The sequence below is a fragment of the Williamsia muralis NBRC 105860 genome (assembly GCF_001598915.1).
In the GTDB taxonomy this organism is placed as follows: domain Bacteria; phylum Actinomycetota; class Actinomycetes; order Mycobacteriales; family Mycobacteriaceae; genus Williamsia; species Williamsia muralis.
Genome location: NZ_BDAP01000001.1, coordinates 886,104 through 902,165, shown reverse-complemented (window position 1 = coordinate 902,165; position 16,062 = coordinate 886,104). Strand labels below are relative to the sequence as shown.

Annotated in this window: 17 protein-coding genes; 6 read left to right on the top strand and 11 right to left on the bottom strand. The window is 64.4% G+C overall.

Annotated features, from left to right (window positions below; translation table 11 throughout):
• Positions 1-5 precede the first annotated feature (5 nt).
• From WIMU1_RS04385 to WIMU1_RS04360, 6 genes are all read right to left on the bottom strand, one after another.
• Positions 6-773: a MerR family transcriptional regulator gene (locus WIMU1_RS04385; protein ID WP_062795259.1), complete on the bottom strand. Its 768-nt coding sequence runs from the start codon at positions 771-773 to the stop codon at positions 6-8.
• Positions 774-837: 64 nt separating this feature from the next.
• Positions 838-1,755 carry an AurF N-oxygenase family protein gene (locus WIMU1_RS04380; protein WP_062795258.1) on the bottom strand — a complete coding sequence of 306 codons (918 nt, stop codon included), beginning with the start codon at positions 1,753-1,755 and terminating at the stop codon, positions 838-840.
• Positions 1,756-1,846: 91 nt separating this feature from the next.
• Positions 1,847-2,140, bottom strand: a complete 294-nt coding sequence (locus WIMU1_RS04375) for a DUF2516 family protein (protein ID WP_062795257.1) — start codon at positions 2,138-2,140, stop codon at positions 1,847-1,849.
• Positions 2,141-2,236: 96 nt separating this feature from the next.
• A complete protein-coding gene (locus tag WIMU1_RS04370) occupies positions 2,237-2,989 on the bottom strand; it encodes a hypothetical protein (protein ID WP_062795256.1) in 753 nt (250 codons plus the stop codon).
• Positions 2,986-3,480 carry a helix-turn-helix domain-containing protein gene (locus WIMU1_RS04365; RefSeq protein WP_023957498.1) on the bottom strand — a complete coding sequence of 165 codons (495 nt, stop codon included), beginning with the start codon at positions 3,478-3,480 and terminating at the stop codon, positions 2,986-2,988. The genes WIMU1_RS04370 and WIMU1_RS04365 overlap by 4 nt, the downstream gene beginning before the upstream one ends.
• A gap of 136 nt (positions 3,481-3,616) precedes the next feature.
• Positions 3,617-4,834: a DUF445 domain-containing protein gene (locus WIMU1_RS04360; RefSeq protein ID WP_062795849.1), complete on the bottom strand. Its 1,218-nt coding sequence runs from the start codon at positions 4,832-4,834 to the stop codon at positions 3,617-3,619.
• 304 nt (positions 4,835-5,138) lie between these two features.
• On the opposite strand from WIMU1_RS04360, the gene WIMU1_RS04355 reads away from it, so the two are divergent.
• Genes WIMU1_RS04355 through WIMU1_RS04345 form a run of 3 tightly spaced genes read left to right on the top strand, consistent with a single transcriptional unit; the run spans position 5,139 to position 7,186 of the window.
• Positions 5,139-5,927, top strand: coding sequence for a TetR/AcrR family transcriptional regulator (locus WIMU1_RS04355; RefSeq protein WP_081907030.1), 789 nt, complete (start codon positions 5,139-5,141; stop codon positions 5,925-5,927).
• Positions 5,928-5,981: 54 nt separating this feature from the next.
• Positions 5,982-6,356, top strand: a complete 375-nt coding sequence (locus WIMU1_RS04350; protein ID WP_062795255.1) for a DUF4873 domain-containing protein — start codon at positions 5,982-5,984, stop codon at positions 6,354-6,356.
• Positions 6,353-7,186 (top strand): SDR family NAD(P)-dependent oxidoreductase, encoded by an 834-nt coding sequence (locus WIMU1_RS04345; protein WP_062795254.1) that lies wholly within the window; start codon positions 6,353-6,355, stop codon positions 7,184-7,186. Before WIMU1_RS04350 ends, WIMU1_RS04345 begins: the two co-directional genes overlap by 4 nt.
• 96 nt (positions 7,187-7,282) lie before the next feature.
• On the opposite strand, the gene WIMU1_RS04340 is transcribed toward WIMU1_RS04345, so the two are convergent.
• The 3 genes from WIMU1_RS04340 to WIMU1_RS04330 all read right to left on the bottom strand — a co-directional run bounded on the left by WIMU1_RS04340 (position 7,283) and on the right by WIMU1_RS04330 (position 10,803).
• Positions 7,283-8,170 carry a 3-hydroxybutyryl-CoA dehydrogenase gene (locus WIMU1_RS04340; RefSeq protein WP_084247985.1) on the bottom strand — a complete coding sequence of 296 codons (888 nt, stop codon included), beginning with the start codon at positions 8,168-8,170 and terminating at the stop codon, positions 7,283-7,285.
• Between the two features lie 207 nt (positions 8,171-8,377).
• Complete coding sequence (aceA, locus tag WIMU1_RS04335) at positions 8,378-9,673, bottom strand: isocitrate lyase (RefSeq protein WP_062795253.1); 1,296 nt, start codon at positions 9,671-9,673, stop codon at positions 8,378-8,380.
• Between the two features lie 419 nt (positions 9,674-10,092).
• On the bottom strand, positions 10,093-10,803 hold the full coding sequence (locus WIMU1_RS04330) for a hypothetical protein (RefSeq protein ID WP_147431426.1): 711 nt from the start codon (positions 10,801-10,803) through the stop codon (positions 10,093-10,095).
• Positions 10,804-10,943: 140 nt separating this feature from the next.
• Here WIMU1_RS04330 and ramB point away from each other — a divergent pair, with 140 nt between their 5' ends.
• Entirely contained in the window at positions 10,944-12,353 is a 1,410-nt protein-coding gene (ramB, locus tag WIMU1_RS04325; RefSeq protein ID WP_062795251.1) for an acetate metabolism transcriptional regulator RamB, read from the top strand.
• A 17-nt stretch (positions 12,354-12,370) separates the two neighbouring features.
• Here ramB and WIMU1_RS04320 read toward each other — a convergent pair whose 3' ends face one another.
• The gene (locus tag WIMU1_RS04320) at positions 12,371-13,150 is read right to left on the bottom strand and encodes an amino acid ABC transporter ATP-binding protein (RefSeq protein WP_062795250.1); all 780 of its coding nucleotides are present in this window, start codon (positions 13,148-13,150) and stop codon (positions 12,371-12,373) included.
• A complete protein-coding gene (locus tag WIMU1_RS25735; protein ID WP_084248062.1) occupies positions 13,147-14,565 on the bottom strand; it encodes an ABC transporter permease subunit in 1,419 nt (472 codons plus the stop codon). Before WIMU1_RS25735 ends, WIMU1_RS04320 begins: the two co-directional genes overlap by 4 nt.
• A 202-nt stretch (positions 14,566-14,767) precedes the next feature.
• Between WIMU1_RS25735 and WIMU1_RS04305 the strand changes: the two genes are divergently transcribed.
• Together WIMU1_RS04305 and WIMU1_RS04300 are read left to right on the top strand one after the other, a co-directional pair.
• Positions 14,768-15,298: a carboxymuconolactone decarboxylase family protein gene (locus WIMU1_RS04305; RefSeq protein WP_023957520.1), complete on the top strand. Its 531-nt coding sequence runs from the start codon at positions 14,768-14,770 to the stop codon at positions 15,296-15,298.
• 26 nt (positions 15,299-15,324) lie between these two features.
• Entirely contained in the window at positions 15,325-16,044 is a 720-nt protein-coding gene (locus WIMU1_RS04300; RefSeq protein WP_084248061.1) for a class I SAM-dependent methyltransferase, read from the top strand.
• Positions 16,045-16,062: the final 18 nt, after the last annotated feature.

Genomic DNA, 16,062 nt, shown 5'->3' with positions numbered 1-16,062 from the left:
CATCTCTATGTGGAGCCGGACTCCGCCTGGACGCCGGCCTTCTCATCATCTGTTGCCATCATCAGTTCGGCACCGCGATCGAGCGCCTTGGAGATCTCGGTGTCCATCGCCTTGCTGAACGCGACCTCGACGATCTCGTGCGCCATGGGCCGCACGGTGTGCACGAGCTCGGCCAGCCGGATCACTTCGCTCTCCTCGAGCTCGAGCGGCGACCCGTCCTCGAAGTACTTGTCGGTGACGATCGAGACGAAGCTTGCCGCGATGTCCTGCAGATCCTGCTGGACCCGCTCCCATCGCGTGAGCAAAACGTCCAGATCGATGCCCGCCTTCACCAGGACCTCGGCGCCGGCCAGCACCTCGGGGTTGGTCACGGCGTAACCCGCACCCTCTTTGACCAGCAGTCCGAGACGCTGGCCGAGCGCAATGTTGCTGTCGGTGGCCCCGAGCCCTTTGCGGAGTTCGGAGATCGTGATGGTGGCCATCCGACGGAAGTTCTTCCACCGGCTACCGCGTTTGGGCTCCCCCTCGAGGACGTGTTCCACCTTCAGCCCATACCGGGCAGCCATCAACAATTCGCTGATCGTGGCAAAGGTGTACCCGCGCTCGAGCATCTGCGAGATCACCTTGAGCCGGCTCAGATGTTCGGCCGAGTACCAGCCCGTGCGCCCCTTTATCTTTGGCGGCGGCAACAACCCACGGTCCTGATAGACCCTGATGTTGCGAACGCTGACGCCGGAGACATCCGCGAGTTCGTTGATCCGGTATTCAGCCATCCGCTCATTCTAGGTCGGGTCGTGGTGCTTGACGGCGGAGGCGGGCCGGTATCGCCGGTTGTCGTCAGATGATTGCGGCCCGCTTGAGCAGCAGTTTGCCGGGGCCACCGATCAAACCGCACTCGTCGAGGAAGCGGATGGTCTTGGCAAAGCCGTCCCTGGTGCGGTCGCGGTAGTGCACATTGTTGCGCGCAGCCCGCTTGGCCTCGCGCTTGTCGAGGCCCGCGGCCTCGTAGACCTTCGGGTTCACCAGGCTGTACATCACCAGGTACACGGTGACGGCCAGCGAGAGCTGGGTCATGCGACGACGCATGGGGGTCATCTCGGCCGCGATGCGCACCGTTTCTTCGCGGGCGAAGCGGATGTGACGGGCTTCCTCGAGCACGTGGATCTTGCTCACCGTGCGTGTGACCGGTTGTACGCGATCGTCTTTCATGAAATCGCGTTGCATCATGTCGAGGATCTCCTCGGCGGCAAGGGTGCCACCGAAGGCCAGGGATCCCGACGCCAGCGCCTTGAAGGGCCGCGAGAGGAAGTTGACCCACCGGGGCCGCTCGTAGTTGGGGATACCGAAGACCTCTGCCGCCTTGGCGAACATGGTCGAGTGGCGGCACTCATCGGCGATCTCGGTGAGCGCGAACTGGAAGTGCGGGCTCGCCGGGTCCTGGCGGTAGGCGTCGCGGATGAGCATCTGCATGAGGATGAGCTCGAACCAGATACCCGTGGCGCTGATGCTGGCGGCCTCGTGGTTGGTGAGGGTGATGCGCTGATCTTCGGTCATCCGGTCCCACAGGTCCGTGCCGTAGAGGCTGCACCACTCCGGGGTCATGCCGTAGAGACCGGGGACCACTTCGGCATCCCAATCGACCTCGATGAGCGGGTCATAGGACTTGCGTGCGGCCGACTTCAACAACCTCTTGGCGATGTCCTGCCGGTCGTGCACGCGGTCGAGTCTGGACGCGGGTTCGACAGTCATTGTCATCGCGGACTCCCTTCCAAAGGACGATGTGTGCTTAGGACCACAGTCCTATACGACACCGCCCATTGTCAAGGTTATTCGTCAATCAATGTTGTCATCGTTTGCGGAACCAGGACTGGTTCTGAATGGAGTCGACCCGGGGCCGCACGTCGACGATGTAGACGATGACCGCGACGATGCCCAGGATGCTGATGAAGAAGATCGCGCCGAACAGCCAGATGAACGCCGTGGCGGCCGCCAAGATGCTCACCCAGATGACTTTCGACTGCCGGTCGACCGCCGGAAAGGCATCTGGCCGCTGGAGGGCGGCATGCACCAACGACACCGCCGCCGCAACTCCGGCGACCACTGTCAGCAGCAACAAGACGAGGCTCTGCGCGTAACCCATGAAGGAAAGTACGTTCACGGTGGCAGCCTACTGTCCGGTTCGCCGTGATGGCGGCCGCGCCGGAGAAACGGCGGCGGGAAACTCGGGACCGAGTCTTTAGGAGGTGGCCTTCTTGGCCGGAGCCTTCTTGGCCGGAGCAGCCTTCTTGGCGGGCGCCTTCGCTGCGGTGGCAGGGGTGGCGGCGGCCTTCGCCGGGGCCTTCTTGGCGGGAGCCTTGGCCTCGGCCAGCTTCTTGGCCGGCGAGTTCTTCGAGGCGCGAGCCTTGATCTCGACCTTGCCTGCGGTGCCGTTGATCTTGTCGGTCGCCTCGTCGGTGGCTTCCTCGATGGCCTCTTCGATGTTGGCCGAGGCGCGACCCGCGAGCTTGGCGGCGCGCTGGCCGACGGCCCGAGTCTGCGAGGAGATGGTGCCGAGGGTGTCCTCGGTCAGGTCGACCGCGTCGTTGTAGACCTTCTCGGCGCGCGAGATCTGTTCTCCCACAGCAGGAGTGGTGCGCAGGCGCTCGACGGTCTCTTCGCCGCGCTCGGCGAGCGAGTTGTAGATGCCGGTCGCGACCTCGATGTAGGCCTCGGCGACCTTGCGCAGCTCTTCAGGGGTGAACTTGGTGCGCAGCTCTTCCACGGTCGAGGGAACCTCTTCCGGCAGCGCCGTGATGCGCTCGCGGGTTTCCTCGATGCGGCTCTGCGCGGTGGTGCGGGTCTCTTCGAAACGCGCCTGTGCCTGCTCGGTGGCGGTTTCGGTGCGCTCGCGCAGCTGGGCGATCACTTCGTTGACCTGCTTGAGGGCGAGGTCTCCGGCGCCGACAGCGGCGTAGATCGGGTTGGCGAGATTGCGGTCTGACTTGGTCATGTGTTGTCTCCGGTATCTGAGGTTGGTGCTGATTGTGTTGTGTCCGTGTCGCTTTCGCTCGCAGCCCGGTTCTCTTTACAGAAGGACTCGTAGATCTCGAGCAACACTTGTTTCTGGCGTTCACTGATGGCGGTGTCGGCCATCAGCGCGTCGCGCATCGGACTCGCGGGCCGCTCTTCCAAGATTCCGGCCCGCACGTACAGCACTTCGGCAGACACACGCAGCCCCTTTGCGATCTGGGCCAGTACGTCTGCAGAAGGTTTGCGCAACCCTCGTTCGATTTGACTGAGGTACGGATTGCTCACCCCCGCGCGCTCGGCGAGCTGACGCAATGACACCTCGGCGGCGATCCGTTGAGACCTGATGAAACTGCCTATGTCCTGGGCAGCGGTGGCAACGTTGGCACCGATGTCCTGGGCAATGTCCTGTGCCGCGTTCGCGACAACCGCCGTCACCGGTTCGTCCTCGGATTCAGCTGGTGTGGGAACCATTCGGCTACTCCTTCAGGCTTCGATTCCCCATACTGCCACGTCTGCTAGCAATTGCAAGCAATCTGCTAATTCGTGATGAAAGCCACAGCGGTTGGCTGGTCAGAGGTGCGCTGGCCTGCTGTCCCGTCTCACCCGCCTAGTGGAAGAGCAGCACGGACACGGTGTAGATGGTGAGGCCGGCCAGCGATCCCACCACGGTGCCGTTGATCCTGATGAACTGCAGATCGCGACCCACCTGCAACTCGATCTTCTTGCTCGTGTCGTCGGCGTCCCAACCACGGACCGTCTCGGTGATCACCGAGATGATCTCCTGCGAGTAGTTCTGCGAGACGTGCCGTGCCACGCGCACCATCCACTGGTTCATCTTGTTCTGCAGAACCTCGTCGTCGCGGATGCGGACGGCCACCTGGATGATCGAATCGGTCAGCGTGGCCCGCAGTGTCCCGTTGGGGTCGGCCAGCAACTGCTCGATGAGTGCCTTGCCCGCATTCCAGGCGGTCGACGCCGCACCGGTGACCTCGTCGCGTTCGAGCATCTCGGTCTTGATCGCCTCGAGTCTCGCGATGGTCGCCGGATCGTTCTGCAGGTCGGTCGCGAGTTGGACGAGCATCGCGGTCATCGCCTGGCGCACCTGATGATCCGGATCCGACCTCACCTTGAAGGTGAACTCGACCAGCTCACGGTAGAGACGATCACCGACCAGGGAGTTCACGAACTTCGGGGCCCACGCGGGCCCGTCCTTGTCGATCACCCGGTCGATCAGATCCTGGCTGCCCAGAGCGAAGTCGTGGGCCCGGTCGCAGACCATCTGGATCACCGGCTCCAACCGGTTCTCCGCGATCAATTGTTCGAGCACCCGCCCGGCCGGCGGTCCCCATTCAGGTTCGGCGGCCCAGCGCATTCCCGCCATGATCAGCTGCTCGATGTCCTCGTCGTCGAGCATCTCGGCAGCGAAAGCGATACCCCGCGCCGCTTCGGCACCCACCCGGGGTGCGTTCTTCGGATCGGCGAGCCACGACGAGACCCGGGTGGGCAATGCCAGTTGCGACACCTTGTCTTCGATGACCTCAGGGGTCATGAAGTTGTCCTCGATGAAGTCGCCGAGCTGTTCGCCGATCTGGTCCTTCTTCTTCCGGATCAACGCTGTGTGCGGAATCGGAATCCCCAGTGGGTGTTTGAACAGCGCCGTCACCGCGAACCAGTCGGCGAGCGCGCCCACCATTCCGGCCTCGGACGCCGCGCGCACGTAACCCACCCAGGCAGCGACGTTGTCGCCGTCCCGATCCTCGATCCAGCGACAGAAGAAGTAGACGGCAGCGGCGAACAGCAGGAACCCGGTGGCCACCATCTTCATCCGGCGAAGCGCGACCTTGCGTTCGGCGTCGGCTCCGCTGAGCCCGGCGATGGTCCGTTTCGGGGCCTCACCGGACGGCGAGGACGAAGGCCGACCGGACGGCAGCTCACCGGGCAGCCGGTGGCGTCCACCCGAGTCGATGGCCGGCGGCGTCGCTTGAGTCGGATTCATTCATCCAGTGTTACCCAAAGTCGGGGCACAGAATCGCGCCGGCGAAGGTGACTCGGCTCTCTTTGGGTGTTGCGCAGTGCCAGGGAACATAAGCTGGACGCGACCGCCCACGACCAGAAACGACTCCGCACCGATGTCACCACGTCCCAACCCGGCCGCCGCCGCCCGCGCGGCCGTGGCTGCCGCCGCTGTCGCGGCCAGCAAAGGTGTTGCGTTGCCTCAGGCGATCCGCCACCAGGTGGGCGCCGACGACGCCAAACCCGACGGCCGCAAACGCCGGTGGGAAAGTCACAAAGAAGCCCGGCGCAGTGAACTGGTAGACGGCACCCTGGCTGCGGTACGCACCCTCGGCGCCGATGCCGGGATGGACGAGATCGCCCAGGAGATAGGCGTTTCCAAGACCGTTCTCTACCGGTACTTCACCGACAAGAGCGACCTCACCACTGCCGCGATGATGCGTTTCATCGAGACCGTCCTGGTGCCACGCCTTGGCAGTGCGATCAACGAGGACGTCGGCGAGTTCGAACTGACGCGGATGGTCATCTCGGTCTATGTGCAGACCGTTGCCGACGAACCGCAGATCTACTCGTTTGTGATGTCGGGCGGATCGGGCTCGGAGGTGGTGGCGGACTCCCAGAAGCTGATCGCCCAGATGCTCACGTTTGTCATGATCAACCGACTCGTGGAGCAGGGCTCGCAAACCGGTGGTGTCGAGACCTGGGCCTACAGCCTCGTCGGGGCCATCCAGCTCGCAGTGCATTGGTGGATGGTCGAGCACCGGCTCGGCAAAGAACAGCTGATCGACTACCTCACGATGATGGTGTGGTCCTCGATTGCCGGCATCACCGCAGCCGGAGGCTCGGCCGAGTACTTCAACTCCCTGGACCATCCCCTCCCGAAGGCTCCTGGCGCTCCGGAGTGACCGCTGTCGGCGATCGTTGTCGGGCGCCGACGGCCGCGGGATAGGTTTGTCGGCATGGCTGAGCACGAGGACGACGGGGCCGGGTCCTACTCAGGTCCGGCGACGGTGACGATCGACGGGCACGAGCCCGCGCAGGTTCAGGTGGAGTTGTCGGGGCATTTCGACCCGCTGGCAGGTCGTTACGTCTGGGCCGGACGCATCCGCGGGCTCGCGCCGGCACTGCCCGCCGACGTGGTGATAGCCGCCGGAACCCGGGCCATCGTCGAGACTCCGGAAGGGGCGGGCGAGGGTGAGCTGTCCGCGGTGGACCTGTTCGGCGGTTTCACCATCGAAGGCGTCACCGCTCCCCCGTTCGCGCAGCTACCCGACGACGTCGATCGCGACGACATCCACATCCCGGGGACGTCGACCGGAGAGGACATCCGGTGACCGAACGCGTGGCGTTGGTGACCGGCGCCAGCCGTGGCGTCGGCAAGGGTGTGGCAACGGCATTGGGGGCCTGCGGCTGGACCGTCTACGTGACCGCCCGCGGTGGTGTGACGCCGGATGAGCCACTGGGACAGACGGCGTCGGAGATCAACGCGTCTGGTGGCGCCGCGGTCGGCGTGAGCTGTGACCACTCCGACGACGCCTCGGTGTCCGCCTTGTTCGACCAGATCTCGGCCGAGCATGGTCGACTCGACCTGCTGGTCAACAATGTCTGGGCGGCCCCGAAGGGGTTCGGCGGATTCAGCGACAAGTTCTGGGAGCGGCCGGTCGGTGATTGGGACACCCTGATCACGGTCGGTTTGCGGGCACACTACGTCGCCTGCGTGGAGGCCGCGAAGATCATGGTTCCGCAGGGCAGCGGCCTGATGGTCAACATCTCGTCGTTCGGGACCCGCGGCCACCTGCATTCGGTGCTGTACGGCATGAGCAAAGCCGCCCTCGACAAGATGGCCTTCGACATGGGCCACGAACTCTCCGGCACCGGCGTGGCCGCGATCTCGTTGTGGCTGGGCCTGATTCAGACCGAGCTGCTGATGTCGCTGGGCATCGAGGAGTTCGCCGGTTTCCGGCTCGACGAGGCGGAACATCCGCAGTTCGTCGGCCGCGTCATCGACCGTCTGTGGCAGGACCCCTCGTTGCCCGAGCGCAACGGCCACACCCTGGTGACCGCGGAACTCGGCGCGCAGTACGGGTTGGTGAACAACGACGGGACGCCACCGAAATCACACCGCGAACCGTTCGGTGGCGGACCACTGTTCCCACCCGCCTGACCCACGCCTGCATTCGTGCACGACGCACCGGTTCGAATCGGTGCGCTACGCACGTGCGCGTGCGCCGATGCAGTCAGTTGGCTCTCGTCCAGTCCGTCAGTTCTTGACGCCGGCTTTCGCGGACTCGTACTTGTAGAACCCGTGCCCGGACTTCTTGCCGAGCCGGCCGGCCTCCACCATGCGCAGCAACACAGGGGGCGGGGCGTACAACGGTTCCTTGAACTCTTCGTACATCTTGTCGGCGATCGCCTTGACCGTGTCGAGACCGACGAGGTCACTCAGTTTGAGCGGGCCCATCGGGTGGGCACAGCCGAGCACCATGGCCTTGTCGATGTCTTCCACCGTGGCAAATCCACTCTCCACCATGCGAATCGCGGAGAGAAGGTAGGGAACCAGGAGTGCGTTGACAACAAACCCGGAGCGATCTGCCGATCGGACCACTTCTTTGCCCAGGATGTCACGGGCGAATTGCTCTGCGCGCGTGGTCACCTCGGGCGAGGTCATCAACGTGGTCACCAGCTCGACGAGTGGGAGTACCGGAACCGGGTTGAAGAAGTGCATGCCGATCACACGGTCCGCATTGGCTGTGGCCATGCCTAGCTTCATGATCGGGATCGAGGAGGTGTTGGAAGCGAGCACGGCATTCGGGTCGGTGACCACTTTGTCGAGCTGCTCGAAGATCTCGGTCTTGATCGATTCGTCTTCGATCACTGCCTCACACACCATCTGCCGGTCAGCGAAGTCGCCCAGATCGGTGGTGAACCGCAGCCGCGCGGAGGCCTGCTCCCGTTCGCGTTCGGTGAGCTTTCCGCTGCTCACACCGCGATCAAGGGATCGCAGGATGCGGGATCTTCCGGCGGCTGCGAGCTCGCGGGTCGTCTCGTACACCAACACGTCGGCGTGCGCCCGGGCACAGACCTCGGCAATGCCTGCGCCCATCTGACCGGCACCGATCACGCCGACCCGCGAAATCTTCTCGCTCACAACAAGCTCCTAAAAAACAACGAGCACAACATCTTTGAACCGAAAATCGGAACCGAGATCTTCGAACCAAAACAACCGACATCAAAAGGCGAGAGGAGGGTAACCCTTGTGGGGCACGCCCAGAACTCACCCGGAAAACCAGCAGGCGGCCCGCAACGTGAAGCTGCGGACCGCCTGACTAGTTCGCTAGAGTCCCGGGGTGGCGGCTCAGTGGAATTGGCCTTCTTCGGTGCTTCCTGCCAGCGCGGTGGTGCTGCTGGTGGGATCGACGGTGGTGGCGATGTTGTCGAAGTAGCCGGCGCCGACCTCACGCTGGTGCTTGACGGCGGTGAAGCCGCGCTCGTCGGCGGCCTTGAACTCGCGGTTCTGCAGGTCGACGAACGCCGTCATCTGCTCGCGGGCGTAACCGTAGGCGAGATCGAACATGCCGTAGTTGAGCGAGTGGAAGCCGGCCAGGGTGATGAACTGGAACGTGAATCCCATGGCGCCGAGCTCGTTCTGGAACTTCGCGATCGTGGAATCGTCGAGGTGCTTGCTCCAGTTGAACGACGGGCTGCAGTTGTAGGACAGCAGCTGGTCCGGGAACTCGCTCTTGACGGACTCGGCGAACTTGCGAGCGAGCTCGAGATCGGGGGTGCCGGTCTCCATCCAGATCATGTCGGCGTACGGCGCGTAGGACTTGGCGCGCTCGATGCACGGCTCGATGCCGTTCTTGACGTGGTAGTAGCCCTCGGCGGTGCGCTCACCGGTGACGAACTTCTTGTCCCGATCGTCGACGTCGGAGGTGATCAGCGTGGCGGCCTCGGCGTCGGTGCGGGCGATGACCACGGTCGGGACGTTTGCGACGTCTGCAGCCAGGCGCGCCGCGCTCAGGGTGCGGATGTGCTGCTGGGTCGGGATGAGCACCTTGCCACCGAGGTGGCCGCACTTCTTCTCCGAAGCCAGCTGGTCTTCCCAGTGGGTGCCGGCGGCTCCTGCTGCGATCATGGCCTTCTGCAGCTCGTAGACGTTCAGCGCGCCACCGAAGCCGGCTTCACCGTCGGCGACGATGGGGACAACCCAGTTGTCGACGGTGTTGTCACCCTCGACGCGGGCGATCTCGTCGGCGCGCAGCAGAGCGTTGTTGATGCGACGGACGACCGAGGGAACCGAGTTCGCGGGGTACAGCGACTGGTCCGGGTAGGTGTGGCCCGAGAGGTTGGCGTCGCCGGCGACCTGCCAGCCGGAGAGGTACACGGCCTTGAGGCCGGCGCGAACCTGCTGCACAGCCTGGTTACCGGTCAGGGCACCGAGTGCGTTGATGTAGCTGCCGTCACCCTGGGTGACACCCTCCCAGAGGATCTCGGCGCCACGGCGCGCGAGGGTCTGCTCTTCGACCACAGAACCCTGGAGGTTCGCGACCGACTCTGCGCTGTAGTCGCGGGTGATGCCCTTCCAACGAGGATTGGTGTCCCAGTCCTGCTGGATCTCTTCGGCAGTCCTTGGTTTTCCGACGGTGCTCATATCTCGCACTCCATTTTCGTTAGCTTGCTGGTGTAGTGGCCCGCTCCGGTGGGTCCGGAGCCCAGCCGAACCTGATCGGGGCAAATTAACAACTTCTTCACCCTGGCGAGGCGGTGCCTTAACCGAGAGTGCCACACACAAATCCGCAGGTCCACAGGTTGTGTTGTGTGAATTCGGGCCAGCTTTTCCCTCCGTTTTGCAAACTTTGCGAAGATCAGGCTGTGAACCGGCCTGAATTAACTACTCTCCAGTACGCAAAAAGTACGCGCGTACTGGGATTTTGCAGCGGGGCCTCTCGCTCGGTTCCTGTGACCGTGAGCAACACTCAACCCGCGTCGGCCACCGGCAGCAACGGACTTGCGGTGACCACAATCACATCCAGAATCGGACACGAGCTGTGTCCAGCCGATGCCGAAGGGTCAGGCCGCAGCGCGAAGGACCGCGCGCTTGAACAGGTCCGAGAAGCCGAGGTCGCTCATCCCACCCTCGGACGAGATGGCCACCACCTGCACCGTGGTCCCGTCGACGACCGCATAGCCGGCCAAGGTCTGCTGGACGTCGGTACGGCCACCGGGATACGTCGTCGTCGCGGTCGACTTCACCAGCAACGACACTGACGTCGGCAACGGCGGCGGGCTCAGCCGCTGGTTGTCGGTCGCCACCGTGGTGCCCGCAGTGCTCCCCTGCGTGATCGTGACGGTGACCCTGGCGCACGCGCCGGTGCTTGTCCGGACATCGGCGTCGATGTCTCGGACCGCAGTGGTCACGAGCTCGGTGATCGTGTTCCCGACCGGGGACTGGCGTGCCGACACGGCAGCGTTGCCCGCATCGAGTTGTCCGTTGAGATCGGCGTCGGCGGTGGGCCGGCACTGCGCCGGTTCGAACACGGCGGTCTGCGCCGCGGCCAGGGCGGCCGCATTCTGGTCGCGGAGATCGACGATCCCCAACTCAGTCGGTTGGTATCCGTCCGGGAACTCACGGGCGGGCAGCAACTTCTCCGCGAGACTCGTCGGTTCCTCTGACGACGACGATGCGGGCCCATCGTCTGTCGAATCGTCGCCGCATCCGGCGCTGATCAGGCCCAGCACCGTCAGGACGATGACGCCTGCACCCGCTCGTCTGCGCAACACCCCCACAGATTAGACAGGTCAGGCAGTGCCACCGGCGACCACGTCAGCGCCGCCGCCGCAGCGCATCCATCCGGACAACTCGCTGGTCGACCTCGTTCCGGCACACCTGGCGTCGGTCGCGAGCCGCCTACGCTAGAAGGATGCCCAAGACCTACGTCGGCGCCCGACTGCGACAGCTGCGCTCCGAGCGCGGCATCTCCCAGGTTGCCCTGGCGCAGTCACTGGACATCTCCCCGTCGTATCTCAACCAGATCGAGCACGACGCACGACCTCTGACCGCTCCCGTATTGCTCAAGATCAGCGAGGTGTTCGGCGTCGACACCTCGTTCTTCGATTCTCAGGACAATGCGCGGCTGATCGCCGAGGTGCGTGAGGTGGTGATGGACGAGGACGTGGGCGCGCGCGCCGACGCTCAGGAGATCACCGATCTGGTTGCCAGCCATCCCGAACTCGCCAAGGCCATGGTGAACCTGCACCGCAGATATCGGATCGCCACCGATCAACTCGCAGCCGCAACCGACGACCGGGGCGACGGCAGCATGCGCGGTTCGATCAGCGCACCGCACGAAGAGGTGCGCGACTACTTCTATCAGCGTCACAACTACCTCCACGAGCTCGACACCGCCGCCGAGGAGCTCACCACCCGCATGCGGATGCACTCCGGCGACGTTCGGCACGAGATCACCGACAGACTGCAGACGGTGCACGGGGTACAGATCGTGCGACGCGTCGACCTGGGCGACACCGTGCTGCACCGATTCGACCCGGTCACACGACGTCTGGAGATCTCGGGGCACCTCTCCCAGGGACAGCGGGTGTTCAAGCTGGCAGCCGAACTCGGGCACCTCGAGTGCGGCGACCTCATGCGTCAGATGGTCGACGAGGGCAACTTCACCTCGGACGAAGCCCGGCGGCTGGCCCTGCTCGGGATGGCGAACTACTACGCCGCCGCCGCGGTGCTGCCCTATTCCCAATTCCACGGTGCCGCAGAGGATTATCGCTACGACATCGAGCGGCTCTCGGCGTTCTTCTCGGTGTCGTACGAGACGATCTGCCATCGGCTGTCCACTCTGCAGCGCCCCAACCTTCGCGGTGTGCCGTTCACGTTCGTGCGCGTCGACCGCGCCGGCAACATGTCGAAACGGCAGTCCGCCACCGGTTTTCACTTCTCGAACAGCGGCGGCACGTGCCCGCTGTGGAACGTGTACGAGACGTTCGGCTCGCCCGGCAAGATCCAGATCCAGATCGCCCAGATGCCCGACGGTCGCAACTACCTCTGGGTGGCGCGCACCGTCGAGCGGCGGGCGGCGCGGTTCGGCCAGCCCGGCAAGACTTTTGCCATCGGGCTGGGTTGCGAGCAACGTCATGCGGCGCGGCTCGTGTACTCCGACGGTCTCGAGATCGGTCCGCAGGCCAACGTGACCCCGATCGGTGCCGGGTGCCGGGTCTGTGAACGGGTCAATTGCCCGCAGCGAGCCTTCCCTGCGCTCGGCGTCAAGCTCGACATCGACGAACACCGCAGCACCGTATCGCCGTACCTGGTGCGCTGAACCCGAGCCGCCAGGACCTAGACCGGATCGAGGATACGCCGCAGGAACTGCTTGGTCCGTTGGTGTTTCGGTGCGCCGATCACCTCGGCAGGTGGCCCCTTCTCCAACACCACCCCGCCGTCGGCGAACAGCACCTGGTCGGCGACCTTCTGCGCGAAGTGGATCTCATGGGTCACCACGATCATCGTCCAACCTTGTGCGGCAAGGTCTTTCATCACCCCGAGCACCTCCCCCACCAGCTCGGGGTCCAAAGCTGACGTGGGCTCGTCGAACAGCATCAGTTTGGGCTTGAGTGCGAGCGCTCGGGCGATTCCCACGCGCTGCTGCTGACCACCGGACAGCTGATGCGGGTACTGGTCGCGCTTGTCGGTCAGGCCGACTTGCTCGAGCAATGCGTTGGCCTCGGTGATGACCTCGTCGCGCGGGCGCTTCTGCACGATCGTCGGGCCTTCGATGATGTTCTCCAGCACCGTCTTGTGCGGAAACAGATTGTGTCCCTGGAACACCATGCCCGACTGCGCCCGGTACCGGGCCAGCAGCGGCTTTGCGACCGGTGCGTCGAAGTCGACGGCGACGTCGGCGATGGAGACCTGGCCGCCGTCGGGGATGTCGAGTGCGTTGAGCGAGCGCAGGATGGTCGTCTTGCCTGATCCGGAAGGGCCGATCAGCGTGGTGACCGATCCGGTTGCAACGGTGAAGTCGATGCCCCGGAGCACGTGGTTGTCGCCGAATGATTTGGAGAGACCGGTGACGGTGACCAGGTCGCCGGTGGGCTGGGATTTACGGAGATCGGTCATTTGGCCACAAACCTGTCCAGTCGGAACTCGAGGCGTCCCTGCGCAAAGGACAGCGCAAGGCACACAATCCAGTAATACAGGGCGGCGGTGCCGTAGAGGGCGAAGTACTCGAAGGCGGGGGCTGCCGCGATCTGTGCGGTCCGTAGAAGCTCGGTCACCAGGATCGTGGAGGCCAGCGATGTGTCTTTCACCAATGAGATCAGGGTGTTCGACAGCGGCGGAACAGCCGTGCGCAGAGCCTGAGGCAGGATGATGCGCCGAAGGGCGGTGGTGTAGCCCATCCCGATCGTCTCCGCGGCCTCCCACTGACCCTTGGGAATGCTGCCGATGGCCGCCCTGATGATCTCGGCAGCGTAGCCACCGACGTTGAGGCTGAACGCGATTGCTGCGGCGGGGAACGGATTGATGAGGATGTTCAATTCGGGCAGTGCGTAGAAGATGATGAAGAGCTGCACCAGCAACGGGGTGCCTCGGATCAGGGATATGTAGATCCGGGCCACCGAGGAGATGGCCCGGTTCCTCGACATCCTCGCCAGTGCCACGCCGAGCGCGATGACCAGTCCGAAGAAGAAGCTGATCGCCGTCAGCGGGATGGTGACGGTGATGGTGGCCTTGGCCATCGGCCAGAGGTTGTCGGCGATGAGTCCCCACGTGCTCGGTGCTGTCTTCTCCTCGGCCGTGCCGGCTGCGTTGGCGTCGAGGTAGGTCTGCGAGATCTCTTCCAGGGTTCCGTCCGCCCGGAGCTCGTCCAGCGCGCCGTTGATGTTGTCGAGCAGTCCGCTGTCCTTGCGGGCGGCAAACGCCTGCTCAGAGCGCTCCCCGATGTTCGCGGCGATCTTGATGCTGGTGTCGCCGGTGGTGGCCTGATAGGCGAGCACCGAGAGACTGTCGTTGACCGTGGCCTGCACACGGCCCTGGTTGAGCAGTTTGATCGCGGGGGTGAAACCGTCCACCGACTCGACGGTTGCCCCGGCGTCTCGTGCCACCCCGGCCCAGTTGCTGGTCTCCGTCTGCGCGGTGGTCTTGCCCCGGAGGTCGGCCAGCGACGTGATGGACGTGTCGTCGGCCTGGGTGACGATCACGCCCTCTCCGATCGCGTAGGGCTCCGACAGGTCGTATTTCGCCTTGCGCTCGTCGGTGATGGTGACCTGATTGGCCACCACATCGAAGCGGTCGGCCTCGAGGGCGGCGAAGATCGAGTCGAAGGGCACCTCGACGAACTCCACCCGCAGACCGAGCTTGTCGCCCACGGCCTTTGCGACGTCGACGTCGTAGCCGACCAGTTCGCCGGTCTGGGAGTCGTGGTAGCTGAAGGGCGGATACGTGCCCTCTGTCCCCACCCGCAGCACACCTGATTTCTCGAGTTCGGCAAAACCACCGACATCGCTACCGCCGCACCCGGCAAGAACGGCCATGGCCGCAAGCGCGGCCCCGACCACGATCAGTATCCGACGCACGAGTCGCTCCACTCCTCGATCATCAAGCCGCCCCGATCAACTCTGCCCGAATGCCCCGCTCGGCGACCACTCAGGCGCACCGAATGCCGACGGCGCTTTTTCAGGATCTCAAATGATTGTGTGCGACTCCGGGTCGGCGCCACTCCGATAGGTTGGCTTGGTGAGTTCACAACGGATCGACCCCGGAAACCTTCGTCAACTCGGACCGTTCAACTGGGTGATCAGCAAGGGTGCCGCGCGCACCCTCGGCCTGTCGGACATGCACCTGTTCTCCACGCTGGGCCGCGGCAAGGGCCTCTTTCGTGGATGGCTGCACTATTCGGCGAAGATGATGCCGTTCGGCTCACTCGCTCGGCACGACACCGAACTGGTGATCATCAGAACCGCCCATCTACGCACCTGCGAGTACGAACTCGACCATCACAAGCGTCTCGGCAAGCGAGCAGGCATCGACGAGGCGGAGTTCTCGCGGATCCTCCAGGGGCCGGACGCGGGATGGTCGGGCAAAGAACTGGCGCTGCTGCGCGCGGTCGACGAGCTGGTGGGTACCAAGGATCTGAGCGACGTGACGTGGAAAGAGCTGTCGGCGCATCTCGACGACCGCCGACTCATCGAGTTCGTCCTGCTCGTCGGTCAATACGATTCGCTGGCCACCACGATCGGAACGTTGCGCATCGAGCGTGACCATTGAGCGCCGCCACCGACAAGGTTCGCGACATGCTCGACCCGGAGCGGGTGCCCGGGCCCATCGACGACAGCCGCGGTTACCTCGACCTCCTGGGACCACCCGAGCCCGCTGCGAGCACCAGCTTGTCGATCATGCAGAACCCGGTGTTCGCCACCATCTATGAGCGGGCATGGCGGCCGGTGTTCACCCGACTGTTCAGCCTGGGCGGCACGTCCACAAAAGAGTTCGACCGGCAACTGGTTGCGCGTCTGGGCCGCGCCGGCGACCGCACCATCCTCGATGTGGCATGCGGCCCCGGCAATTACACCCGCACACTGTCCGATCAGCTGACCGGGAAGGGAGTGTGCGTGGGTCTGGACTTCTCGGTTCCGATGATCGAACGGGCGGTGCGCACCAACAGCGGTCCGCGAGTGGCATACATACGCGCCGACGCGCACGAGATACCTTTTCCCGACGGCACTTTCGACACCGTCTGCTGCCTGGCCGCTCTTTACCTCGTTCCCGACCCCGGCGTGGTGCTCGATGAGCTCGCCAGGGTGACGGCGCCGCAGGGCGAGGTCGCGGTCTTCACCTCCCTGCGCACCCCACTCACATCGCTTCCGGGTGTGTCGTTGGTCGCCGGCCGGAGCGGCTACCACCTCTTCGAGGGGAACGAGGTGACCGACCGACTGCGGGCAGCCGGTCTTGTCGACATCGAACAGACCGTCACCGGCCAGGCCCAGTACGTCACTGCCCGCAAACCCGGCTGAACACCTCGAGCGCCGGGA

What these genes read in the sequence shown, in the direction of transcription:
- WIMU1_RS04385 (WP_062795259.1), bottom strand. Translation starts at nt 773, where the DNA reads ATGGCTGAATACCGGATCAACGAACTCGCGGATGTCTCCGGCGTCAGC.
- WIMU1_RS04380 (WP_062795258.1), bottom strand. Translation starts at nt 1,755, where the DNA reads ATGACAATGACTGTCGAACCCGCGTCCAGACTCGACCGCGTGCACGAC.
- WIMU1_RS04375 (WP_062795257.1), bottom strand. Translation starts at nt 2,140, where the DNA reads ATGGGTTACGCGCAGAGCCTCGTCTTGTTGCTGCTGACAGTGGTCGCC.
- WIMU1_RS04370 (WP_062795256.1), bottom strand. Translation starts at nt 2,989, where the DNA reads ATGACCAAGTCAGACCGCAATCTCGCCAACCCGATCTACGCCGCTGTC.
- WIMU1_RS04365 (WP_023957498.1), bottom strand. Translation starts at nt 3,480, where the DNA reads ATGGTTCCCACACCAGCTGAATCCGAGGACGAACCGGTGACGGCGGTT.
- WIMU1_RS04360 (WP_062795849.1), bottom strand. Translation starts at nt 4,834, where the DNA reads ATGAAGATGGTGGCCACCGGGTTCCTGCTGTTCGCCGCTGCCGTCTAC.
- WIMU1_RS04355 (WP_081907030.1), top strand. Translation starts at nt 5,139, where the DNA reads ATGTCACCACGTCCCAACCCGGCCGCCGCCGCCCGCGCGGCCGTGGCT.
- WIMU1_RS04350 (WP_062795255.1), top strand. Translation starts at nt 5,982, where the DNA reads ATGGCTGAGCACGAGGACGACGGGGCCGGGTCCTACTCAGGTCCGGCG.
- aceA (WP_062795253.1), bottom strand. Translation starts at nt 9,673, where the DNA reads ATGAGCACCGTCGGAAAACCAAGGACTGCCGAAGAGATCCAGCAGGAC.
- ramB (WP_062795251.1), top strand. Translation starts at nt 10,944, where the DNA reads ATGCCCAAGACCTACGTCGGCGCCCGACTGCGACAGCTGCGCTCCGAG.
- WIMU1_RS04320 (WP_062795250.1), bottom strand. Translation starts at nt 13,150, where the DNA reads ATGACCGATCTCCGTAAATCCCAGCCCACCGGCGACCTGGTCACCGTC.
- WIMU1_RS25735 (WP_084248062.1), bottom strand. Translation starts at nt 14,565, where the DNA reads ATGGCCGTTCTTGCCGGGTGCGGCGGTAGCGATGTCGGTGGTTTTGCC.
- WIMU1_RS04300 (WP_084248061.1), top strand. Translation starts at nt 15,325, where the DNA reads ATGCTCGACCCGGAGCGGGTGCCCGGGCCCATCGACGACAGCCGCGGT.